This window comes from Campylobacter concisus ATCC 51562 (genome assembly GCF_000466745.1).
Lineage (GTDB): Bacteria > Campylobacterota > Campylobacteria > Campylobacterales > Campylobacteraceae > Campylobacter_A > Campylobacter_A concisus_B.
This window is the reverse complement of record NZ_ANNI01000003.1, coordinates 493694-516799: the sequence shown is the minus strand read 5'-3', so window position 1 is coordinate 516799 and position 23106 is coordinate 493694. Positions and strand designations below refer to the sequence as shown.

The window sequence follows — 23106 nt, the reverse complement described above, 5'->3', positions numbered from 1 at the left end:
AGGCGCATAAAGACCTAGTTTTTATCACTCATTATCTATCTCAAAGTCGTAAAATTCGCTTTCATACTCAACATTTCCTATTTTGCTGTATTGTATAAGAGCTGCTTTTATATTGTCTATCTGCTGATACATTAGGCCAAGAGCTATTCTATTTTCGATAGCACTAGCATCATTTAGTTTTGTTAGCTCTAAAAGTGCGATCGCGTTTGATACTTTTCCAGCTCCTGTTGCAGCCACAGATGCTAAAAACAATGTGCTAGCGTCATTTACTTTAAACTCATCGATTGCTTGATTATAAAGTTTATAGCTTTCTTCAAAGTCATTTGTAAAGATATCGATGTAGGCTAGAGTTTGGATTAAATTTATATTCTTTGGAGCATTTTTTAGCTCGGCTCTTAACTTATCACGCTCTCTTGTAAGTAGGCCTGAAATTTGAAGTAGCTTGATGTATTGCTTTTTGATGATATCAGCGCCGTGATAGAAAGCGTTTGAATCAAGCTGCTTGCCATTAAAGTGAATTTGAATCGCTTTTGCATACTCTTTGACATTTTGCTCTTTGTTTTTCGAGATGAAATTTAAGATATTTGCAATAATATCATTTGGTAAAATTTTTAGTAGCTCATCAGCTTTCTTTGCCATTAGCTCGTCATTGTTTGTTACTTTTGCGATGATAATATCAAAGGCTAAATTTAGCATTGTCTGTTCTTTTGGCTCTTCAAGCCATCTTATCATCGCACTTTGGTTGCCGTTAACCAGGCTTAGAAGCGAGGCGTATAAATTTACAGGCTTTAAACTCTTGTCATTTTCTAAATTTTCGCCGATCTCCTCAATGAGTTTTGGGTTTAAATTTCTATTTATATCTAGACAAATCGCCCCAAAAATACCTGCAAGATGGTTATTTACATCCTGGTGATAGCTTGCTATGAAGTGTTTTGCTGCAAGGCTAAAATTTCCAAGCTGAGCGTAGCTTAGGGCGAGGTTGTATTGCAAGATAGAGTGATTTGGATAAGTGCTAGCTAGCTCTTCAAACTCTTTATTTGCTTCTTTTAAGCGGTAGCTTAGTGCTTTTGCAATAGCTTCACTAAGTTTTGCATTTACTTTTGAAGCAGCTGCACTTTGGCTAAGATAGTCGTTTGCTGCTGATGTATCGTCTAAAAAGACGCTAACGCCGCCTTTTCTTATCTGCTCGATGCTCTGTTTTGCGTCAAAGACCTTGTAGGGTGCGAAGTAGAAAAGCGTCTCATAGCGCCTTGTTCTATCAAAAAACATATCATCACTAAAGTGTGCCTGAGCTAGGCTGACATCAAAAAGATCAGGCTTTAGTATCGTTTTTATCTTGTAAATTTTACTTGGCAAAGAAGCATTGTAGTCGTAAACATCTTTGATAAATGCAGCCGCGTCGCCATAGTCAGAAGTTTTTAGATCAATTAGCGCCTCAGTCATCTTGATAAGATCGATATTTGGCGTATTCTTAGAAGCTTTTGTTAAATAATCCCTTGCCTTGTCGTATTTGCCAAGTCTTGCATAGAGCTGTGCTAGCGTGAAGTCGGCCTTAAATGCCTTTTGGCTCTCAAGTTTGGCTATTGCTCTTTCATCATCTCCAAGAAGTGATAAAATCTTTGCACTTAAATACGCATATTCATTTTTATAATCCGCAGTATTTGGATGAGAAAGCGCTTGAAGCGCCTCGTAATAGTTGCCTTTATAATAGTTTATAAGTGCGTAGTAATAGCTATAAAGTGGCGAGTTGTTCTCATACTGCAAAAATGAATCAGCAAGTCCTATATAGTAGTTAAAATTTTTGGTGCTATTTAGCTCGAGTGAGCAAACGGCTGCGTTTATCGCACTAACCGCCGTGTTTTCTCTATCGGTTATAGCTTTGTTAAAAGATACGATCGCCTCATCACATCTTTCTTGTTTCATCTGCGAAACGCCGAGGTTGTAGTTTGAAAGTGACTGGTTATAAACAGCTATGTTTTCATAAATTTTTAGAGCCTCAAATTTATTGCCACGCTCGTAGAGCTGATTGGCCTTATTTATCATTTCATCGATCTTTGAAGCGCCGAAATTTTGCGTTTGGTAGTTGTTTTCTATATTTTTTACGATACTTGCAGTATCTATGTTCTCTTTTTTGTCTTTCTTTAGCAAGATAACTAGCAAAACCACTATCAAGATAATAAGCACTAGAGCGACCACACCTGCTACTATAAAGAGCTTTTTATTGCTCTTTTTTACAGGGATTGGCTCTGGGATGCTCTCATCTTGTAGTACACCTTCACTTGCGATACTCTCAAGCGAGACGATCTCTTCAGGTGTCTCAGCTTTTGCCTCTTCAGGTGCTTGCTCTGCTTGCTCGCCAGGTGGTTTTAAAACTACAACCTCTTCTTCAGCCACTACATATACCTTTTAAGAACTTCTGGAATTTCGATAGTGCCATCTGCTTTTTGGTAGTTTTCCATTATTGCTATTAGCGTCCTACCCACAGCTAGACTTGAGCCATTTAGCGTATTTACAAGCATATTTTTCTTGCCATCTTTAAAGCGAATTTTTGCACGCCTTGCTTGAAAATCACGAGTATTGGATATAGAGCTAATCTCTCTATATTTACCTTGACCAGGCAACCAAACCTCAAGATCTATCGTCTTTGCCGCGCTAAAGCCTAGGTCACCACTGCAAAGAAGCATATGGCGGTGAGGAAGTCCAAGGCTAGTTAGTAGATCGCTTGCGCACGCTACCATTTCATTTAGCACGTCTTCGCTTTGATCAGGTCTTGTGATACTTACTAGCTCGACCTTTTCAAACTGATGCTGACGGATCATGCCTCTAGTATCACGTCCTGCTGAGCCTGCCTCTTGGCGGAAGCATGCTGAGTAGCAAGTCATCTTTATAGGTAACTGCTCAGCTTCAATGATCGTGTCATTGTATAAATTTGTCACAGGCACTTCGCTAGTTGGGATGAGATAAAGGTCCTCGTCGCGTACTTTGTAAAGATCCTCTTCAAATTTAGGCAGCTGGCCAGTACCAAAAAGTGTGTTTGAACTTACTAGATAAGGGACATTTACAAGCTCAAAGCCTCGCGCGCTGTTAAAGTCGATCATGTAATTAACAAGCGCTCTACTTAGCCTTGCTCCCATGCCGCGAAGCACGGTAAAGCGAGATCCTGAGAGCCTTGCGCCCCTTTCAAAGTCAAGCCAGCCAAGGCTCTCACCTAGCTCCCAGTGCTCTTTTGGCGTAAAGCTAAATTTAGTTGGCTCAAGTACCGTTTTTATGCAGACATTATCATCCTCGTCCTTACCAAATGGTACGTCATCATCGGTGATATTTGGCACGTTAAATGAAATTTGCTCAAGCTTTTCTTCATATTGTTTAACGATATCATCAGCATCAGCAAGTGCAGCTTTATTTAAATTTAGCTCATTTTTAAGCTCGCTTACATCTTCGCCAGCTCTTGCCTTTATGCCAAGCTCTTTGCTCTTTGCGTTTTGGATCGCTTGGAAATTTTCAAGTGCTTTACGTTTTTGTTTTAGCTCGTTAAAAGTTTGTAAAAGCTCGTCAAGTAGCCCAGCTTTTACATTTTTTCCCTCAAGTTTTTTTACAAATTCATCGTAATTTGTCTCGAGTAGTTTTAAATTTATCATCCTATATCCTTAAACCATAAACATAACTTTTGCAAAAAGTACGATAAAAACTGCCGCTGTTAGCGCAAATGGGTGGATGTTGCCAAGTGGGCTAGGGCGTTTAAATATAAATTTGCAGCTCAAATTTGTTATAACCGCAGCTACGATTAGCATTGCTAAGAAAAATTTGATCATAAAAATGATTTGTAAATTTGTCTCAAAGTAGCCTCCAGCCTTTGATCCGACCCAGTTACTCATCATCATTCCTCCAGTTAATACCAAAAGCAAGATACAAAGTGGCATTATCTTAATAGCAACTGAACCGATAGCTTGTTTTGCCTTTTGAGCAAGCTCAGGTGGCATTTTTTTACAAGCTGCCTTAAAAATGATTACATCAAAAAAGAGGTAACCAACAAAGATGATTGCACAGAAAAGATGAACTATCTGTGCGTATGGATATAAATTTTGCATATTTTTCCTTTATTAATAAATTCCGACTACTTCACGAACTTTTTTTATCGTTGTTTGAGCAACATTACTTGCCTTTTTGGCTCCTATTTCTAAAATTCCAGACACTTCGTCAGGATTATTTTGATAATGCTCAAATTTCTCTCTCGCATCTTTAAAATAGTCCCAAATAAGCTCATTTAGATAAGCTTTAAAGTGCCCATGACCCTCGCCACCACGCTCGTATCTAGCTTGAAGTTCTTTTTGCCCACTCTCGTCTAAGAAAAGTTTGGCGATATTATAGACGTTGCAGTTTTGCCACTGCTTTGGCTCTTCAAGCGGCGTGCCATCTGTCACGATGCTAGAAATTTGCTTTTTAAGCGTTTTAGCATCGGCAAAGATGTCGATTGTATTGCCATAGCTTTTGCTCATCTTTTCGCCGTTTGTGCCAGGCACGGTGGCGACATTTTCATCGATCTTCGCCTCAGGCAATGTAAAAATTTCTCCATGTTCGTTGTTAAATTTTATCGCAATATCACGTGCGATCTCTACGTGCTGGATCTGATCCTTGCCTACGGGTACGACCTGCGCATTATAAAGCAAAATGTCAGCTGCCATCAAAACTGGATAGCTAAAGAGTCCGTGGTGCGAACTAAGACCTTTTGCGACCTTGTCTTTATAACTATGTGCGCGCTCAAGAAGCCCCATAGGCGTATGCTGGCTTAGCACCCAGTAAAGCTCAAGCACGTCTTTAACGTCACTTTGCACCCAAAATATGCTTTTATTTGGATCGATCCCAAGTGCCAAAAACGCACACGCAGCCTCAAAAGTGTTTTGCTTTAGGGCTTTGGCCTCGCTAAGGCTCGTCATCGCATGGTAGTTTGCTATAAACATAAACATCTCATTTTGCTCTTGCATATCAACCATCTGCTTTATCGAGGCAAAATAGTTGCCAAGGTGTAGTTTGCCGGAGGGTTGAAGGCCGGTTAATACTCTCATCTTATCCTTTCAAATTTTGGCTTCGTTTTTTTTGAGCGCCTTTAAATGAGTTTGTAAATTTTAATCATCGACAGGCTAAATGCCTAGTCTTGATTAAAATTTGACTGCACAACATTTAAATTCATCTCAAAATACTTCGCTAAAAATACTTTTTAAATTTTAACGTTACATTAGAGTTTTTGTATCTAATCTAATATTAAAATTTAACTAGCAGATTATGCGTCTAGCCTTGGCTTAAAAACAAAATTTTGCCTCGCCTAAACAAAAATCTTTGCTAAAAGCTTTTAAATTTTAACATCAGGATAGATATTTTTATCTAGTCTAATCTTAAAATTTAGCTTAGCAGGCTAAATGCCTAGCTTTGATTAAAATTTGACTGCACAATATTTAAATTCTCCTCAAACATTTTGCAAAAATTTCTAAGTACAAAACGTTAAATTTATTTCAAACATTTCAAATTTTAACACCACGCCAGACAACCATCCAGCCTGATCTTGAAATTTATCGTTGCAAGTAGCCCTCGCCACTTTGCAACTAAACTTTTAAAAGTATCCTTATCTCTTTTACGATCTGCTTTGGAGTTTTGCCCTCCACTTCAACGATATAATCAGCCTTTTTCTCATAGAGCTTTTCTCGCTCCAGATGCAGCGCTTCAGCCTTTTTCAGGTCGCTTAAAAGTGGGCGTTTGGCGAGTTTTTTCTCGCTATTTTTGCTATTTTTTAGCCTTTGCATGATCGCATCAAAGCTTGCTTTTAGATAGATCACGGTGCCTATTTTGTTTAAATTTTTAACTTTCGCAAAGCCTCCACCTGTCGAGATGATCGCATTTTTGACATTTGTGGCTAGAAATTTGGCTAGATCTTTTTCAAGCTGCCTAAAATGCTCTTCGCCAAATTCATCAAAGATAGCCTTTATCTTCATATTTTGTGAGCTCTCTAGCAAGTCGTCGCAGTCAAGGTTCATCGTCTTTAGCGCCTTGCTTAGCGCCCTTGCAGTCGTGCCCTTGCCAACGCCCATAAACCCTATCAAAACGATATTATTGTTCTTTGTCTTCATCACTCTCTCCACGTTTTTTAGGGATTAGCACGATAGGCACGCCAGCTAGACTAAAGCTCTCTCTAAGCTTGTTTGTCAGGTAGCGCTTGTAGCTAAAGTGCAGGCATTTTGGGCGGTTCATTATGAGCGCTATCATGATAGGCGCTGTTTTAAACTGCACTGCGTAGTAAATTTTTACGACCCTGCCTTTATCTCGTGGCAGTGGGTGCGCTTTGGTTGCTTCGCCGATCACTTCATTTAGCTTTGAAGTTTGGATTTTTTGGGTGTAGTTTTTGTAAATTTCAACTATGAGCGGGTAAATTTTATGCACTCTTTTGCCGCCAAGTGCCGAAACACTGATGATTGGCGCGTATGAGAGAAATTTAAACCTATCTTTTATCTCCTTGCAAAGCTCGTCAAATTCTTCGCTGCTTTTGTCCCATTTGTTTAGCACGATGATGACGCCAAGCTCAAATTTTGAGGCGATGCCAGCGATACGCTCATCAAGCTCGGTTAGTGGCTCAGAGCTATCAAGTACAAGTAGCGCCACGTCCGTCTCTTCTAAAATTTTCTCAGTTCTATTTAGTGCGTATCTCTCGATGCCCTCGATCTTGCCACGCTTTCTGATACCAGCAGTATCGACAAACTCAAAAACTCTGCCATCGTGCTCGTAAATTTCATTGACTGGGTCGATCGTAGTGCCTGCCACGTCGCTAACTACGGCACGACTCTCTTTTACAAGAGCATTTAGAAGTGAGCTTTTGCCGACATTTACGCGGCCTATGATGCCAACTCTGATGTTTTTGCTCTCATAGTCTATCTCGTCGCTTAGCTCGCCCTCGTCGTTATAGTTTTCTAAAAAATCATCAAAATCTTCGCTCGTATCGGCCTTTATTTGCACTTTCGCTTCTAAGTGTTTTGCTAGCCAGATGCTAAGCTCATCGACGCCAGTGTTGTGGCTTACTGAAATGCCAAATGAGTTTTTTGCGCCAAAACTTACAAATTCCCACTCTCTTTGCTCGTCTTTTTTGCTGTCGATTTTATTGATGACTAGAGCGATTGGTAAATTTAGCTTACTAAGCTCGTAAAAAATGGCTCTATCCTCATCATCTGGCATCATTTTGCCATCGACCATGTAGAGGATAACGTCTGAGTTTTTAGCCTCTGCCAAGGTCTTTGCTTTTACGTTTTTAAAAAGCTCGCTGCTATCATCAAGCCCGCCGCTGTCGATCAATATGCACTCTTTGCCCTCAACTTCGATCTTAGCTTTGTTTGTATCTCTTGTAGTGCCACTAACGTCGCTTGTTATGGCGATGCGTCTTCTTGCTAAGCGGTTAAAAAGTGAGCTTTTGCCGACATTTGGCTTGCCTACTAATATTACTTTTTGCAAATTTTGTCCTTTTTATGATGGCTGATTATACAAATTTTTCTCTTATATAAAGTATAAAATTACGCTTAAAAGCGCCGAAATAAAAGAAAAAATCAACCAAAATTTAAGCCATTTTTTATTAAAATGAGTGCTTTAAATTTAGAGGTTTTGCGATGTTAAAAAGGTTTTATATTTCACATCTTGGCATTTTTTACATGCTCTTTGCTTGCTTTATGTTTGCCGTGACTGGCGCATTTGCAAAGTATCTGAGCAAAGATATGCCTTCTATCGAAGTTGTTTTTTTTAGAAATTTGATCGGACTTTTCATCGTCATCTACGCCATCTATAAATTTCCATTTAAACAAACTGGCGGGCACTTTTTTTTACTGATGTTTCGCGGTTTTGTGGGCACGGTGGCTCTTTTTGCATTTTTTTATAACGTCGCACACGTAAATTTGGCCACAGCTTTTACATTTCAAAAGACAAATCCAATCTTTACAGCTATCCTTGCAGCCTTTATTTTTAAAGAGCGTCTAAGCTCACTTGGCTGGTTTGCTGTATTTTTGGGATTTGGTGGAATTTTGCTTGTTATCCAGCCAAATTTAGGCATAAGCAAGACTGATATTATCGGCGTTTGGAGCGGCCTTGGTGCGGCGATCGCATACACAAGTGTAAAGGAGCTAAACAAGAGCTACGGCACAAATGTCATCGTGCTAAGCTTCATGCTTTGGGGCTCGTTTTTGCCACTTATTTGCATGGGTTTGGCAGAATTTTTCACCTACGAGCCACTTGATTTTTTGTTTTCAAAATTTAGCATGCCAAGCTGGTATAACGTTGTTTTTATCTTGCTAATGGGACTTAGCGGATATTTTTTTCAGTCGTACATGACAAAGGCGTTCGCGGTTGGTAAAAAGGCCGGAGTGATCGCTGCGGTTAGCTACGCAGACGTCATTTTTACGCTTATAATTGGCTATTTTATGGGCGATGTATTGCCAAATCAAACGGCACTTTTAGGCATCTTGCTAGTAATAGTGAGCGGAATCTTAGTTGTGAAAGAAAAATAAAGGAGAAAAAATGATACTAATAGCAGGGCCTTGCGTCATAGAAAGCGAGCAGCTCGTTTTTGACGTGGCAAAAAGGCTAGTTAAATTTAACGAAGATAAGCGGATAGATTTTTATTTCAAATCAAGCTTTGATAAGGCAAATCGCACAAGCATAAGCTCATTTCGCGGACCCGGGCTGGAGAAGGGTTGCGAAATTTTAGCCAAGGTCAAAAAGGAATTCGGTTTTAAAATTTTAACCGATATCCACGAGAGCTACCAGGCCGCGCCCGTAGGCGAAGTGGCCGACGTGCTGCAAATCCCGGCGTTTTTGTGCCGCCAGACCGATCTGCTCGTAGCTGCGGCTAAAACAAAAGCGGTCGTAAATATCAAAAAAGGACAGTTTTTGGCGGCGTCTGCGATGAAGCATTCGGTCAAAAAAGTGCTAGAAACGCGCGGCGTAAAGGGCGACGGATACGAGGTTGCTAAACAAAACGGAGTGTGGCTAACAGAGCGAGGCAGCACCTTTGGCTACGGAAATTTAGTCGTAGATATGCGAAATTTGGTGCTGATGAGGGAGTTTGCGCCCGTGATTTTCGATGCGACGCATAGCGTGCAGATGCCAAGCGCTCTTGGCGAAAAAAGTGGCGGCGACGCGAGATTCGTGCCGTATCTAGCGCGAGCTGCGGCGGCTGCGGGCGTGGACGGATTTTTTTACGAGACGCATATTAATCCTTGTGAGGCGCTTTGCGACGGACCAAATATGCTAAATTTAGACGAACTAGACGCGAATATAGCTCAAATTTTTAAGATAAAAGACGCCCTGGGCGATGCAAACTAAGGGCTTTTTGTGGGTGTTAGGCGGCGCAGTCGCCGAGTGCGGCTGGGCGTATGGGCTAAAGCACGCATCAAGCGCACCGGAGATCGCGCTCACTGCGATGCTCGTTTGTGTTAGCTTCACGTCCTTTATCATGGCGATGAAATATTTGCCCATTAGTATCACATACACTGTGTTTGTTGGGCTTGGGGCGTTTTTCGTCGTGATCGCCGAGATCGTGAGCGAATTTCGCGCAAGCGGCCAGACGCCCGATCTCTTGCGGCTATTTTTCATAGCGACGCTGATTGCTGGCGTGCTGGGGTTAAAAAGGCTAAAATCTTGACGCATGTTTTAGCTCTTTTGGCGGCCGGGTTCTGTGAGGTCTCGGGCGTTTTTTTCCTAACCAAATTTCAAAAAAGCTTCGGCGTGAAAAAGGCGGCTAATTTTTTGATCTTGGTCGCAAATTTCGCCATTTCTCTCTGGCTTTTGAGCTACGCGATGCAGGCTATGCCGATGTCGGTGGCGTACGCGATCTGGACGGGTATGGGAGCGGTCGGAGCGGTGCTGGTTGGCATGGTATTTAACAACGAAAAGGTAAATTTAGAAAAAGCTCTCTTTTTATCGCTCATCATCATTAGCGCGGCGATGTTAAAAATCGTATAAGTGTTAAATTTAGAAGCATAAATATCAAGTTAATCTAGCAAGATAAAAACAGATTTTTAAAATATATAACTTCAAAATTTATTTACTTAATACATTCTAAAAAATAATATCAAAACCAATTTTAAAAGTTTTCATACTAAAATATTGTTTTACAAAATATTGATTTTTAAATTCAAAATAAATTTATATAAATAACACTACACTTTCAAGTTATTTTTCAAATTTAAGGAGACATTGTGCAAATTTGTAGAATTTTGTTTATCTCTGGTGTGGCGTCCAGCTTTGTCTTTGCATCGCAAGATCTGCTACTAGAAGGTGTTGTTGTAAGTGCGGCTGGTATATCATCGAAAAAAACAGAGCTTAGTAAAAGCGAGTTAAAAAAGGGTCAAATTTTCTCTGAGCGAGATCTTGTGCGAAACGAAACTGGCGTAACTGTTACAGAAGGTGGTAGAAGTGGTAATAATGGATATGCTATACGAGGTGTAGATAGTGATAGGGTTTCTTTAAAAATAGACGGAATGGAAGCCGTTGAGAGTTTTATGCCCCGCTCTTACAATATTTTAGGGATTTTAAATGGAAACCGAAACAGCACCGAGCTTGAAAACATAAGCAGTGTAGAATTTATAAAAGGTGCAAATTCATTAAACAAAGGTAGCGGTGCGATCGGTGGTAGCGTTAGTATGCAGACAAAAAATGTTGATGACTTTGTAAGGGATGGGCAAAATGTTGGTTTTTATAGCAAAAGCGCATATGCATCAAAAAATAGTGAATTTAGACAAGTTGCAGGTGCAGGCGTAAAAGCAGGCGGGATCGAAACACTGTTTCAGCACACGTACAAGCGTGGCAAGCAGACAAAAAATTTTTACAGCGGTAAGTTGGATGATGTGCCATTTTGTGGAATGGGGACTAGTATAGAGGATTCGTATTTGGCAGATAAATACCCAGAACTTTGCTCTTTTGGTAGAATTTTGCCTGATGACGTGAGATTTCGCACACACTCAAATTTGATGAAATTTGGCTATAGGGTTGACTCGCATTTTATAAATACATCCTATGAAGACTTTAGGCAAAACTATTTTACCGAAGAGAAGAGTAATAGCACCGCAACACTTAATAGAAAGCAAACAAGAGATAGCATCCCTTACAAAAGATATGGAATTTACTATGAGTTTGTGCCAGACCATGATGCTTTACTAAGTAATTTAAAGATAAGCTTTTATAAGCAAAGAGTGCAGCAGAGGTCAAATTTCACAAGATATCATGCAAACTATCCAAACGACATGCAATACAACTCAAGTTTTGATCAAAAAGATAGCTATGAATTTTTTCAAGATAAAAAACAGTTCGATATAAGTGGCATGAGTGGTGACATTAATGCAGGTAAATTTTCTCACATCTTGAGTTTTGGTCTTGGTAGGCATATCTCTACCTTTAAAAATAAAAATTTACAACTTAGACAAAGTTTTAATACAAAATGGAGCGGTAGTGGTTTTATTGTGGATCCAGCAAATCCTTTTAAGCCGGTTAAAGCAACGGACGTAACATTTGCTCAGCCAGTAAAAAGCACTCTTGAATATGCTTTTCTAGGTGACGATATGAGCTTAAATGAGGCCTTAAGTCTAAATTATGGAGTTAGGCTTGATAGATATGTATATAAACCAGAGCAAGCAAATATTGCCTCTGGTACAGGATATAAAATGGTCACAACACCAGAGCTACAAAAAAGTAAATTTAAAGCCGTTACCTACAATGCAGGAGTCGAGTATGATATAAATAACAATTTGAGTGTTAACTATGCGTTTAGTACTGGTTTTCGTGCGCCAAGAGTGGAGGAGATGTATTTTGATACACCTAGGGATAGTACAAGATATGTTAGAAATTTGGAACTAAAACCAGAAAAAGCCTTTAATCATGAGGTAAGTTTATTGTCATCAGGTCAGAGTTATGCACTTGCTCTTAGTGTTTTTTATTCTAAATATAGAGATTTTATTGATACTGATTATGATGTTGGTATTGACGAGATAGAAGAACTTGATTTTGATACATGGGAGTTTGTAAAAAAATACAGCAAAAAAAGTCTCGATTTTAAACACGTAAATGTTGGTAGAGCCACCGTCAAAGGCTTGGAGCTAAATTCACGTGTAAATGGGAATGCACTAAATTTAAGTGAAAATTTATATGCAAGCTTAAAGGCGACTTATGCGCGTGGCAAAAAAAATGACGGGACTTCACTTATGGCTATTCAGCCGTTTACTGCAGTGGCTGGACTTGGGTATAGTGATAATAAATTTGATCTCTTATTAACTAGCAAATTTGTAGCAGCTAAAAAAGCAAAAGATGCGGTTTCAAAAATACCACCAAATTTTTCTCAGATAATCGTCGATAGAGATACAGGCAAAGTGACTGGTACAACTCAGCCAGAAGCACATAAATTCCTAAGTAAAAGCTATTTTGTCTTTGACTTAACTATGGGTTATAAGATCAGTAAAAATTTCAGCATCAATGCAGGCGTGTTTAATATTTTTAACAAAGAGTATTCTACTTGGGAAAATTTAAGACAGCTTAGATATAACGGTAACCAAAGCTATGTTAAATTTGATGGTACCGGACTTGAGCGGTATACTGCTCCTGGTAGAAATTTTAGCGTTTCTTTTGAGATTAGATATTAGCTTTAGTTTAAATAAGATTTTGATAAACTAGGCAAAAATCTAAGGAGAAATTAATGAAAATAATCGAAGGAAATTTGGCTCTAAAAGGCGGCGAGAAGGTCGCCATAGTGGGCGCTAGATTTAATCATATCATCACCGATAGGCTGGTCGAGGGCGCGAGGGATGCATTTTTACGTCACGGCGGGGATGAGGCGAATTTGAGCCTCATTTTGGTGCCGGGCGCATTTGAGATACCGATGGCGCTTGAAAAGGCGCTAGCTAGCGGTAAATTTGACGCCGTTTGCTGCGTGGGAGCGGTGATCCGCGGCTCTACGCCTCACTTTGACTACGTTAGCGCCGAGACCACCAAGGGCATCGCAAACGTTACGCTAAAATACGGCAAACCGGTGACATTTGGCGTACTAACGGTAGATAGCATCGAACAAGCCATCGAGCGAGCTGGCTCAAAGGCCGGAAATAAGGGCTTTGAAGCGATGACGGGCGTGATCGAGATGCTAAGCTTATATAAAAATTTGGAGGCGTAAAATGGCGACTCGTCATCAGGTTAGGCAGGCCGTCGTTTCGCTGCTCTACTCAAATGAGATAAATCCGGTAACTGCTGCATTTGAAGAGGAATTTCTAGAAGAGAAAAAGATAAGAAACGAGCGAAAAAGTGAGGCACAGCAGACTTTTAAAGAGGTGCTCGCAAATAAAGAAAAACTAGATGAAATTTTAAAGCCATATCTAAAAGACGGCGATTTTAGTAAGGTTGGTGCGACTGAGCTTGCCATCCTTAGACTTGGGCTTTATGAGATGAAATTTAGCCAAACTGATAAGGCTGTCATCATAAACGAAGCGATCGAGCTTGCGAAAGAACTTGGAAGTGATCAGGCGCCAAAATTTATAAATGGCGTACTTGATAAGCTAAAGGGCGATCTGTGAAGCTCTGCGTCGCACTTGATATGGCTAGTTGTGAAGAGAACTTAGCCCTTGCTAGTGAGCTAAAAGGGCTTGATCTTTGGCTAAAAGTAGGACTTAGAAGCTATCTTAGGGATGGGGCAAAATTTATAGAAGAGCTAAAAGGACTTGGAAATTTTAAAATTTTCCTCGATCTAAAGCTCTATGATATCCCAAATACGATGGCGGATGCGGCTGAAGTCGTCTCAAAAATCGGCGTAGATATGATAAATGTGCATGCTAGCGCTGGTGAACGCGCGATGAAGACAGTTATGGATAGACTAGCTGGTCTTGGAAGCCGTCCTTTGGTGCTCGCAGTATCGGCACTTACTAGCTTTAGTGAGAGCGAGTTTGACGCTGTTTATAACGATACGATCGCAAGAGCTGTTAGGAAATTTAGCCAGATGAGTTTTGAAGCAGGGCTTGATGGAATGGTCTGTTCTGTTTTTGAAAGTAAGCTCATCAAAGATGTAACAAATGAAAAATTCATCACTCTTTGCCCTGGCGTTAGGCCTTTTGGAGAGAGCGCTGGAGATCAAAAAAGAGTAGCAAACTTAGTGAGTGCAAAGAAAGAAGATAGCGACTTTATAGTTGTTGGCAGGCCGATTTATGAAAATGCAAATCCAAGAGAAATTTGCGAAAGAATTTTGGAGCAAATTTAAAATTTGAACTTGTGTGAAGTGGTTTTTAACTAAGCTTTTTTACAAAATGTTGCGTGAAGATGATATCAAAGCGAAGTGAGGAGCTAAATTTGAGTGATTTTAAGAAAATCCTCTTGTTGGCTGAGCGGCTAAAGCGTATCTACTAGCACTTGGTTAAGGATATCGCTTTACTAAATGGTGCGCGGATCATAGCAAGATGTTCGAGTGCACAAAGGCGTTTGGTCGCGGTAGCGATAGGCGTTTTTATATGTTTTATCGTATGATTTGCTACTACGCCAATACGCCGCACCTAGACAAAGCCAAGCTAAAATGGTAGCCTTAAAAGGACTAAAATTATAAATTTTTGTTTTTAGATTTTCTATCTGAGGTCTGCAATTGTGAAATGTAAATTTAAGCAAGATATCAGCGGCCTTCAATTATAATGCGATTTCTTTTTATGGACAGATGGGTGAGTGGCTGAAACCACACCCCTGCTAAGGGTGCAGCTCTTAATCGGGGCTCGAGGGTTCAAATCCCTCTCTGTCCGCCACTATTTATAGATAATCATAAATTTTTTATTATTGTTTAACATTATTTTTTAAATATCTTTATATAAAATTTTCCGTGTTAGAAAATTGCTTAGCTAGTAAAACTTAACTATAAGTTTGTAGATTTTAGACTGATGATTTATTTGAAATTTATAAGTAAAATTTTGTGGCGATCGCATATTTTTTGAAAAATTATGATTTTTTTGGTTATATTGTTGTTTCAAACTAATTAAAAATATCTTAAATTAATTTTTTATTATAAAAAGTATTATATTTTGCTTAATTAATTATATTGATAATCAAAAAGCTATTTTTTGATAAAAGCTTATAATTCGCTTTTTACAAACTATTGACATTTGGAATTTATATATTTATTTAATATATTTTTTTCTTAAAAGATAAAATTTCTCATATAAAGTTATATCTTATAAAGATAGTATATAATCACGTAAAAATTTAAATAATACAAAAATAATAATAAGGAGTAATCTTGGCTAAAGAAGCTGGAGTAGTAAAATTTATTAGTGGCAAGGCAGTTGCTATCGATCAAAACGGAAATGAGAGAGAGAGCTAAAAGTAGGTGACATCCTTTATATGGGAGAGAGCATCAAGACAAGTGATGCCGCTGATAAAATAACAATCGTTTCAAATAATGGAAAAGAGATTACGATTGTAGGCAATGATACACTTGCTTTAAATCAAAGTACTATAGGCGCAGAAGGCTTGGCAGATGTTAGTGATTTGCAAAATGCTATTTTAAATGGCGGAGATCTAACAAAACTTGAAGAGACTGCTGCTGGTGGAAACGCTGCTGCTGGTGGCGGAGATGGTGTTAGCCTAAGTGATGCTAAATTTGCTGAGGGTGGCCACTATTCAAATATTAATGCAACATATAGAAATTTAAGTGATGCAAACAGAGCTTTTGCATCATACGATAGCCCAATAAGCGGATACAATGGTGGAGATGATACTATAATCCCAAGCAATCCTCTTGTAACTTTTATAAGCGATCTTAATAACGATGGTACTTTAAGTAGGGTTGAGCATGCACGCGATACAAATTTAAATACGTCAAAAGTTCTTATTACAATTCCAAATGATGGCACAGTAAGGGCCGGAGATATACTAAATATCACTATAACTAAGCCAGATGGTAATACTGAAAATAAAACAATTCCTATCACTCCAACTATTATAAGTAATGGTTATCAGTTTGATGCACCAATACAGACTGGCAAAATTTCAAAAGTTGATGCAACTATTACAAATTTTCAAGGAAATGTTAGTGGCAGAAGTGAAGATAGCGTAACTTCAAGTGGCTTTAGTGCTCCAGAGGTTAAATTTACAGAGGATAACAGTCCTGATAATAATCTATTAACATATACTGAAAATAATAAAGATGGTAATCTAAATGAAACTCCAGTTCTTATAACTGTAAAGGATGTGATTGTTGGAGATATACTTCATGTAACTTTGACAAAACCTGATGGCACAATCGAGCCTAGAAATGTACCTATTAATGAAGACATAATAAAGAATGGATATAAGATAGACGATATGCCAGTTGAACACGGCAAGTCTTCAAAAGTAGAAGCTTACGTAGCAGATAGCACAAACACAATGAGAAGTGCAACTGCAAGTGACTCTACTGTTACCGACGTAAAGCCTACTTTAACATTTACAGAAGATCAAGACAACAATGGCTATTTATATGATCCAGAAAATAGTCAAGACAATAACTTTAGAAGCACGATAGTAGAGATAACTTTACCAAAAGATGTAGTTGTTGGTGATAAGATCGTTATAACTTATACCGATCCACTAACTAAGCAAGATACAACAAAAGAAATTTCTCTTACACAAGAGATGATTGATAATCAAAAAGTAAATACATCTCTTCCGATATTTCCAGATGTAAGAACATCAGCTAGTGTTCATGTGGTAGATAAAAACAATGTTCGAAAAAGTGAAGAGTCAGATCAAGATAGTGTAATGCCTATTGGCAGAAATTTAGAAATGACATTACCAGAAGAAAAGACTCTTCATGAAATTTCAAGACAAGAAAGTACTGATGACAATGAAGTAAATAAAACCACAGCAAGGATTACTCTGCCAAATAAAATTGATAATGGCGATAAGCTTACGCTAACTATTACTGGACCTGATCCTGATGATCCTGTAAATAATCCTTCTAAAACTTATACAAGAGAATTTACTATACATATGGATAGTAAAGGTGTCGTAACTAGTGTAACAGAAAATGGAACTTCTAATGTTTTAACGCCTATAAAAGCAGGTGATAATCAATACATCATCAATGTTTCTGGTATCCAACTAAAGCATGGAGAAGATACGACTATTAAGGCCAAAGTTACAAATTTAAATCCAGATAGACATACATATATAAATGAGCCAGAAGTATCGGCTAGTTTAGAGCATGTAAAAAAACCAGAAGTTATCTTTGATGAAGCTGATGGAGCTAAAACTATGACTAGAGAGCAAGCTATCAGCAAAGATGATCTTAATAGCACAACAGTCACTATAAAGCTTCCTAAAAATGCAGTAAGTGGAGATAAACTAACTGTAACTATAAAAGAGCCAAATGAAGCTACTGCTAGAGAAATAAAATATACTATTGGAAAAGATAATAATGGTAAGTTCTTTGTAAAAGATAGCGATGGTAATAAAGTAGATACAGAAACAGATGGTAGAAGCTTTAAAATTTCTGGCATTAAAACAGCGACTGGTCTAGAAACTAAAGTAACAGCTGAGATAAAAGATAAAGATGGTATTCAGCATGCAGAAGATACAAGCACGGTTACTATCTCAAATATAAACGATATGGCGGTATATTTCAAAGAGGACGCTGACCGTAACGTATCCTTAACAAGAGCAGAGAGCAAGGACGCAGATGGCGACCTACATAAAACTACAGTAGTAGTAAAAGTGCCAAATAATGTTATAGCTGGTGATGTGGTAACTGTAAAAATAGATAATGGCACTTCACCTAAAACTTATAAGGTTACAGGTAGAGATCCAAGCGGTAAAATCATACTAGAAGATACTTCTACTCATACTTCTATAACTGCAAGTGATAAAAATGAGATAGAAATTCCTGGCGTAGAGATAATTGCTGGCAAGACAATTAATGTAACTACTGAGACTACCGATGCAAGTGGCGGCAAGAAAGCCGAAGCTCAAAATCATAATACTCTTGAAAAGCTTCATGAAGATATGGAGATAACTTTTGAAAAAGATACCAATAATGATGGTATTTTGGGTAGTGCAGAGGCAACTGGAGCGACTACTATAGCAACTATCAAGCTTCCTTCAAATTTTGTTTTAGGTGATAAATTAATAGTAGAGTCACACAACGAAGACACGCCAAACAATAAAATGACCAAGACATATGAGATAGTAAAAGACAATAACGGCAAATTAATAGCCAAAAATGGTAGTGAAGAGCTTGATATTACCGACGATGCTGATAGCAATAAGGTAGTCAAATATACACTTGGCTTAACAGAAGATCATAAGACTATCATTAATGCCAAGGTTACTGATAATACTGGTGCTGATAAGGTTGAGACAAATAGCGATATTACGCTTGATGCTCAAGGTAGCGGTTCTGGAACAGGCTTTAGGCTATTTATTGATGAGGATAAAGATAGAAACGGAGTTCTAAGTAGAGATGAAGCTATGAAGGATGGAAATTTAAATACCACTTCGGCAACACTTCAAATCCCAACCACTGTAAATAGTGGTGATACTATAAAAGTTAAGGTAAATGGTGGGGCAGAGAAAACTTATACCGTTGCTTCAAATGATGGTACAAACGTTACCATAAAAGATGCAGGTGGCAGCCTTGTCGCACTTGAGCCAGGAAATAAACTAAAAATTTCTAATGTTCATATAGATAAAGATCATCCAGCAGTGGTTGAAGCTACTATAAATGGAGTAACAAAGACAGCTAAAGCTACATTGGAGTCAGTAGATACTAAAAATTTAAAGATTGAATTTGTTGAAGATAATGCAAGTAGAGACAATGTAATAGACAGAGATGAAGCTATTTTGGACAATGATATAAAAAAGACAATTATAAGCGTTCAGGTGCCGCATAATGTCACAAATGGTGATAAGATAGCAGTAACTATAAAAGAGCCTAAAGCCGATGGTACTACGGCTGATAGGACAATAAATTACACAGTTTCAAAAACTGCTAATGGTAAAATTTCACTTACAGATGATACTACTCATGTTACTACACAGTTAGCAAACAATACTATAAAAATTCCTGGCGTTGCTATGCTTCCAGGTCGCGAAACTAGTGCAGTAGCTACTATAACAAATGGTGCTGAGACTACAACTAGTAGCGAAGCAAAAGCTAAACTTGCACCTTTAAGTGAAGCGGGATTAAGTGTAAGCATAGTTGCTGACAAAAACGACAATGGCATTATCTCAAGAGATGAGTCAGGTAGTAAAATTTCAAAGGTTCATGTTTCTATCCCAGGAAGTGTTATAGCTGGCGATAAGATAGATGTTAAGATAACAAATCCTAACGGATCTATCTTAACTAAACATTATGAAGTTATGGGAAAAGATGTAAATGGAAAAATTACACTTAAAAATTTAGATGATAATTCTCAACAAACGCTTGGCAGAGATACTCCACTTGATCTTGATGCTACTATCGCAGTTGATAAAGAAACAAAAGCTGAAGTTACTCTAACTGACACATTTGGCGAGAGCAAAACAGTAAGCGATACAGCACATGCTGAGACCGATGCTATAAGAGGCATCATGTTTAATAAGGATATAAAAACCTCAGAAAATGGCGAAAGATCTACTACGGTTAAAGTTTATCTTAATGAAGATGCTAGAAATGGAGATACGGTAGAGTTTAAATACACTGATCCAGACAACCACCATGCATTAACTAAGACCGCAACATATACTCTATCAGCTGCAGATATAGCAAAAGGCACATTTGACCAAGAGCTTGATATCAATGCAAGATCAGCCTATGATCTAAATGTTAAAGCCTCACTTAAAACTTCAGATGGCTTAGAGTCCAAGTCTTACGAGCCTTATAAACCACTTCATATAGGCGTTGAAAACTATACGGTTAAATTTGACGCAAGTAAAGACATGAAAGGTGGCGAAGGCAACGATACTTTGGTCTTTGATGGCGACAAAGTTAACTTTAACAATATTTCTAATCTTGATTCAAAAGTGGAAAGCTTTGAAAATCTTGAGCTTAAAGGAAAGACAGAGATCAAATTTAATGTACAAAATATCCTTGATATCACTGATAACCCTGATACGGTGCTTAAGATAAAAGGTGGTGATGTTGATGCTAATGGCAATAAAATCACAAAAGTTGATCTAGATCACAAATGGGATCGTGACTCTAACTACGACGCTAGTGGCTTTAAAGGCTACTCAAGCATAGATCAAATAAATGGAAAGACTATCCATATCCAAATAGACGACAAAATCCACACCGATCTTTAATCCCCAAAATGAGTGCGTAAATTCGCACTCATTTTAAACTCAAACTCACATTATTTTTTAAGTCTTGTTTTACTAATATTTGCTCCTTAAAGGAGAAAATGTGAAAAATTTAATAGCCGTTATTATAGTTATTGCTGCACTTGCTTTTGGTGTTTTTAAGTATATAAATTCATTTGTTGCGCTTGATGAAAATGTAAATGCAAAGTGGTCACAGGTGTTAAATCAATATAAAAGAAGAGCTGAGCTTGTGCCAAATTTGGTTGAAACTGTAAAAGGCTACGCAGCCCATGAACAAAAAATTTTTGAAGATGTGGCAAATGCTAGAAGCAAGAGCATGCAAGTAAGCGTTGATGCAAGTGGTCTTAGCGATGAAGCTAAGATGAAAGAATTTATGACAGCACAAAGCTCATTTGGCTTGGCACTTGGCAGGCTTATGGCAGTTAGTGAGAACTATCCAGAGCTAAAAGCAAATCAAAATTTCTTATCTCTTCAGAGTCAGCTTGAAGGTACGCAAAACCGCATAAGCGTAGCAATGCATGATTATATCGAAGCTGTAAAAGAGTATAACGTAGCCCTTAGAAGCTTTCCAAATAAATTTATAGCAAGTACTTTTTATCCTGAGCTAAAGCCAAAACAAAATCTTGAAATAAGCAACGAAGAGAAGATAAATCCAAAAGTTTCATTTGAGAAATGATGAAGAAAATTTTTGCTCTTTTATTTTTTACATTTTGCTTTTGTTTTGCCATAAATTTTAATGAGCAGATAAATGATGAGGCTCAAATTTTCTCTAAAAATGAGAAAGCTGAGCTTTTAAACTTAGTGCAAAATTACGAGCAAAATAGTACGACGCAAATTGCTATCGTGACGCTTAAATCACTAGAAAATAAAAGCATAGAAGAGATCTCTCTTGAGATAGCTAGAGGCTACAAGCTGGGACAAAAACAAAGCAGTAATGGAGTGCTTTTAATAATCGCTCCAAACGAGAGAAAAGTACGTATAGAAGTTGGTTATGGGCTTGAAGGCGTACTAACTGACGCTATTTCTAGCCAGATCATAAATGATGTAATAGTGCCTAAATTTAAGCAAGGAGATATGGGTGGTGGCGTGATAGATGGCATAAGAGCCATCATAAAGGTAGCTAGTGGCGAAGAATTTGAAAGCGTGAGTGAAGATGAAGAGATACCATTTGGAATAGTTGCCTTTTTTGCTGGCATGATCTCGTGTTTTATCTCTGGCTTTTTAGGTAAATTTTTTATGAGAATTGGCTTTAGTGCGTGTTTTGCAGGGCTTACATCTACGGTATTTGAGCAATTTTTTGGCGTGCAAAATTACTTCATTGTCTTTGCCATCGTGTTTGTAATATTTTTTATTATTTTAAAAAATGCCTTTAAAAAAAATACTCAAAGCAAAAATGCACATAGTGGTTTTAGGCGTGATAGATCAGACTCAAATAGCAGTGGTAGCGGTCATTCAAGTAGCTCAAGAGGTGGTGGCTTTAGTGGCGGCGGAGGCGGTTTTGGCGGAGGCGGAGCAAGTGGTAGTTGGTAAAATTTCATCAAAGATTAGCTTGTAAAGCTCAAACCCTTTAAAATATATAAAAATTTAGGAGCAAAGATGCTAGCTGGTGAGCTGCTTAAAAGCCATTTTGCTAAATTTGATCTAGTGGCAGTGCTTAGTAAATTTTTAGAGCAAAGTCATTTTGATAAAGAAAAATTTGGCCTACTTAAACAAAATAACTTTAAAATTTTAGATAAAAATATAAAGCAAGAGATAGTTGGGACTGCTGGTTTTAAAGAGTTTTTTGACGATAAATTTCAGAGTTTTTTATGCGAGCTTATGCAAAGTAAAGTTTTAATTGTTTCTGGCAAAGAGTATAAATTTAGTGAGCTTGAAATTTATACTTGTTTTGACGCAAATACCTACAAAAGGCAGTGTGAGGTAGGAGAGATTTACTTTCACAACTTTGGCTTTGACATATCTTTTAAAAGCAATCTATCGCTTTATGGTGGCGTTTTAGTAAGAAGCCTAAAGCCCTTAAGCGGGCAAAATTTTATCTTTGGGCCAAGAAAATGTGCCTTGCATATCTTAAATAGCAAAATGAGCAATTTAAACTTTGATCTAAAAGAGGCTAATTTTAGAAAAGATGAGATTGCTTTTACGTCACGTATTAGATCATTTAGCGATGAAAATCAGCAAAAAAATGATCGTCTTAGAGCATTTACTGCTGAGTTTGAAAAAGCCTTAGAATTTGATGAAAATTATAAAAAGAGATTAAATGCCTATAAAAAGGGGTGAAATTCGTCTTTTTATCAGCTTTTGCGGTGATAAATTTAGCCCAAAAATGCTAGATAAAAAAGATCGCAGAAGAGTAAAAAAATACCCAAATTTAATAAAACAAAACTCATTTAAAATATCTCGCTACTTAAAATTTAAAGCAAAGATGCGAGGCAAAATCTGTCTTTCACATAAAGAAAATATCGCAGTTCTAGCCATTTCAAAAGAAAAGATCGGAGTCGATGTCGAAGAGCTAAAGCAGAGAAATTTTGACGCCGTAGCTAGCTTTTGCTTTACAAAAGAAGAGAGCAAAAATTTGACAAATGCAAAAGATAAAACGCAAAAATTTTATGAAATTTATACTGCAAAAGAGGCAATTTTAAAGCTTAAAAATTTATCGTTTAGCGATCTTGGTACTACCAGCTACGATGAAATGGCAAAAAAATACTTAATTATTAATAATTCATTTATTATTTGCCTTGCATTTAAGCAATGCAAAGATATAATTATTAAACTTTTGTAATTTTTAACATTAAA

The 23106-nt window shown here is 37.8% G+C and carries 19 protein-coding genes and 1 tRNA gene; 14 read left to right on the top strand and 6 right to left on the bottom strand.

Annotated features, from left to right (window positions below):
- Positions 1 to 24: 24 nt before the first annotated feature.
- From ATCC51562_RS03970 to der, 6 genes are all read right to left on the bottom strand, one after another.
- The gene (locus ATCC51562_RS03970) at positions 25 to 2394 is read right to left on the bottom strand and encodes a tetratricopeptide repeat protein (RefSeq protein WP_021091041.1); all 2370 of its coding nucleotides are present in this window, start codon (positions 2392 to 2394) and stop codon (positions 25 to 27) included.
- Positions 2394 to 3638 carry a serine--tRNA ligase gene (gene serS / locus ATCC51562_RS03965; RefSeq protein ID WP_021090798.1) on the bottom strand — a complete coding sequence of 415 codons (1245 nt, stop codon included), beginning with the start codon at positions 3636 to 3638 and terminating at the stop codon, positions 2394 to 2396. The genes ATCC51562_RS03970 and serS overlap by 1 nt, the downstream gene beginning before the upstream one ends.
- Before the next feature lie 9 nt (positions 3639 to 3647).
- Positions 3648 to 4088, bottom strand: coding sequence for a hypothetical protein (locus ATCC51562_RS03960; protein ID WP_021090475.1), 441 nt, complete (start codon positions 4086 to 4088; stop codon positions 3648 to 3650).
- A gap of 12 nt (positions 4089 to 4100) precedes the next feature.
- Positions 4101 to 5063 carry a tryptophan--tRNA ligase gene (trpS, locus tag ATCC51562_RS03955; RefSeq protein WP_021090733.1) on the bottom strand — a complete coding sequence of 321 codons (963 nt, stop codon included), beginning with the start codon at positions 5061 to 5063 and terminating at the stop codon, positions 4101 to 4103.
- 534 nt (positions 5064 to 5597) lie between these two features.
- Positions 5598 to 6119, bottom strand: coding sequence for a shikimate kinase (locus tag ATCC51562_RS03950; RefSeq protein ID WP_021090653.1), 522 nt, complete (start codon positions 6117 to 6119; stop codon positions 5598 to 5600).
- Positions 6100 to 7488, bottom strand: a complete 1389-nt coding sequence (der, locus tag ATCC51562_RS03945) for a ribosome biogenesis GTPase Der (RefSeq protein WP_021090549.1) — start codon at positions 7486 to 7488, stop codon at positions 6100 to 6102. The genes ATCC51562_RS03950 and der overlap by 20 nt, the downstream gene beginning before the upstream one ends.
- Before the next feature lie 152 nt (positions 7489 to 7640).
- Here der and ATCC51562_RS03940 point away from each other — a divergent pair, with 152 nt between their 5' ends.
- The 14 genes from ATCC51562_RS03940 (at position 7641) to ATCC51562_RS03875 (ending at position 23092) form a co-directional block, all read left to right on the top strand.
- Positions 7641 to 8531, top strand: a complete 891-nt coding sequence (locus tag ATCC51562_RS03940) for a DMT family transporter (protein WP_021090585.1) — start codon at positions 7641 to 7643, stop codon at positions 8529 to 8531.
- 10 nt (positions 8532 to 8541) lie between these two features.
- Positions 8542 to 9348 (top strand): 3-deoxy-8-phosphooctulonate synthase, encoded by an 807-nt coding sequence (gene kdsA / locus ATCC51562_RS03935; RefSeq protein ID WP_021090486.1) that lies wholly within the window; start codon positions 8542 to 8544, stop codon positions 9346 to 9348.
- Positions 9338 to 9667 (top strand): DMT family transporter, encoded by a 330-nt coding sequence (locus tag ATCC51562_RS03930; RefSeq protein ID WP_002952856.1) that lies wholly within the window; start codon positions 9338 to 9340, stop codon positions 9665 to 9667. The genes kdsA and ATCC51562_RS03930 overlap by 11 nt, the downstream gene beginning before the upstream one ends.
- Entirely contained in the window at positions 9664 to 9987 is a 324-nt protein-coding gene (locus ATCC51562_RS03925; protein ID WP_021090631.1) for a DMT family transporter, read from the top strand. Before ATCC51562_RS03930 ends, ATCC51562_RS03925 begins: the two co-directional genes overlap by 4 nt.
- 236 nt (positions 9988 to 10223) lie before the next feature.
- Positions 10224 to 12656 (top strand): TonB-dependent hemoglobin/transferrin/lactoferrin family receptor, encoded by a 2433-nt coding sequence (locus tag ATCC51562_RS03920; protein WP_021090765.1) that lies wholly within the window; start codon positions 10224 to 10226, stop codon positions 12654 to 12656.
- Positions 12657 to 12709: 53 nt separating this feature from the next.
- Entirely contained in the window at positions 12710 to 13180 is a 471-nt protein-coding gene (gene ribH / locus ATCC51562_RS03915) for a 6,7-dimethyl-8-ribityllumazine synthase (RefSeq protein ID WP_021090940.1), read from the top strand.
- 1 nt (position 13181) lies between these two features.
- Positions 13182 to 13577, top strand: coding sequence for a transcription antitermination factor NusB (gene nusB / locus ATCC51562_RS03910; RefSeq protein WP_021090843.1), 396 nt, complete (start codon positions 13182 to 13184; stop codon positions 13575 to 13577).
- Positions 13574 to 14254, top strand: a complete 681-nt coding sequence (gene pyrF, locus ATCC51562_RS03905) for an orotidine-5'-phosphate decarboxylase (RefSeq protein WP_021090861.1) — start codon at positions 13574 to 13576, stop codon at positions 14252 to 14254. The genes nusB and pyrF overlap by 4 nt, the downstream gene beginning before the upstream one ends.
- A 438-nt stretch (positions 14255 to 14692) precedes the next feature.
- Positions 14693 to 14783 (top strand) — tRNA-Ser (locus ATCC51562_RS03900).
- Positions 14784 to 15375: 592 nt separating this feature from the next.
- Complete coding sequence (locus ATCC51562_RS03895; protein ID WP_021091040.1) at positions 15376 to 20295, top strand: hypothetical protein; 4920 nt, start codon at positions 15376 to 15378, stop codon at positions 20293 to 20295.
- 100 nt (positions 20296 to 20395) lie between these two features.
- Positions 20396 to 20989 (top strand): LemA family protein, encoded by a 594-nt coding sequence (locus ATCC51562_RS03890; RefSeq protein ID WP_021090548.1) that lies wholly within the window; start codon positions 20396 to 20398, stop codon positions 20987 to 20989.
- Complete coding sequence (locus ATCC51562_RS03885; RefSeq protein ID WP_051288437.1) at positions 20989 to 21843, top strand: TPM domain-containing protein; 855 nt, start codon at positions 20989 to 20991, stop codon at positions 21841 to 21843. Before ATCC51562_RS03890 ends, ATCC51562_RS03885 begins: the two co-directional genes overlap by 1 nt.
- A gap of 66 nt (positions 21844 to 21909) precedes the next feature.
- Positions 21910 to 22590 (top strand): hypothetical protein, encoded by a 681-nt coding sequence (locus tag ATCC51562_RS03880; RefSeq protein ID WP_021090857.1) that lies wholly within the window; start codon positions 21910 to 21912, stop codon positions 22588 to 22590.
- Positions 22571 to 23092: a 4'-phosphopantetheinyl transferase family protein gene (locus ATCC51562_RS03875; RefSeq protein WP_021090599.1), complete on the top strand. Its 522-nt coding sequence runs from the start codon at positions 22571 to 22573 to the stop codon at positions 23090 to 23092. Before ATCC51562_RS03880 ends, ATCC51562_RS03875 begins: the two co-directional genes overlap by 20 nt.
- Positions 23093 to 23106: the final 14 nt, after the last annotated feature.

Excerpts from the sequence above, each read along its gene's own strand:
- serS (WP_021090798.1), bottom strand. The coding sequence starts at position 3,638 with ATGATAAATTTAAAACTACTCGAGACAAATTACGATGAATTTGTAAAA.
- ATCC51562_RS03960 (WP_021090475.1), bottom strand. The coding sequence starts at position 4,088 with ATGCAAAATTTATATCCATACGCACAGATAGTTCATCTTTTCTGTGCA.
- trpS (WP_021090733.1), bottom strand. The coding sequence starts at position 5,063 with ATGAGAGTATTAACCGGCCTTCAACCCTCCGGCAAACTACACCTTGGC.
- ATCC51562_RS03950 (WP_021090653.1), bottom strand. The coding sequence starts at position 6,119 with ATGAAGACAAAGAACAATAATATCGTTTTGATAGGGTTTATGGGCGTT.
- ATCC51562_RS03940 (WP_021090585.1), top strand. The coding sequence starts at position 7,641 with ATGTTAAAAAGGTTTTATATTTCACATCTTGGCATTTTTTACATGCTC.
- kdsA (WP_021090486.1), top strand. The coding sequence starts at position 8,542 with ATGATACTAATAGCAGGGCCTTGCGTCATAGAAAGCGAGCAGCTCGTT.
- ATCC51562_RS03930 (WP_002952856.1), top strand. The coding sequence starts at position 9,338 with ATGCAAACTAAGGGCTTTTTGTGGGTGTTAGGCGGCGCAGTCGCCGAG.
- ribH (WP_021090940.1), top strand. The coding sequence starts at position 12,710 with ATGAAAATAATCGAAGGAAATTTGGCTCTAAAAGGCGGCGAGAAGGTC.
- nusB (WP_021090843.1), top strand. The coding sequence starts at position 13,182 with ATGGCGACTCGTCATCAGGTTAGGCAGGCCGTCGTTTCGCTGCTCTAC.
- ATCC51562_RS03895 (WP_021091040.1), top strand. The coding sequence starts at position 15,376 with ATGGGAGAGAGCATCAAGACAAGTGATGCCGCTGATAAAATAACAATC.
- ATCC51562_RS03885 (WP_051288437.1), top strand. The coding sequence starts at position 20,989 with ATGAAGAAAATTTTTGCTCTTTTATTTTTTACATTTTGCTTTTGTTTT.
- ATCC51562_RS03880 (WP_021090857.1), top strand. The coding sequence starts at position 21,910 with ATGCTAGCTGGTGAGCTGCTTAAAAGCCATTTTGCTAAATTTGATCTA.
- ATCC51562_RS03875 (WP_021090599.1), top strand. The coding sequence starts at position 22,571 with ATGCCTATAAAAAGGGGTGAAATTCGTCTTTTTATCAGCTTTTGCGGT.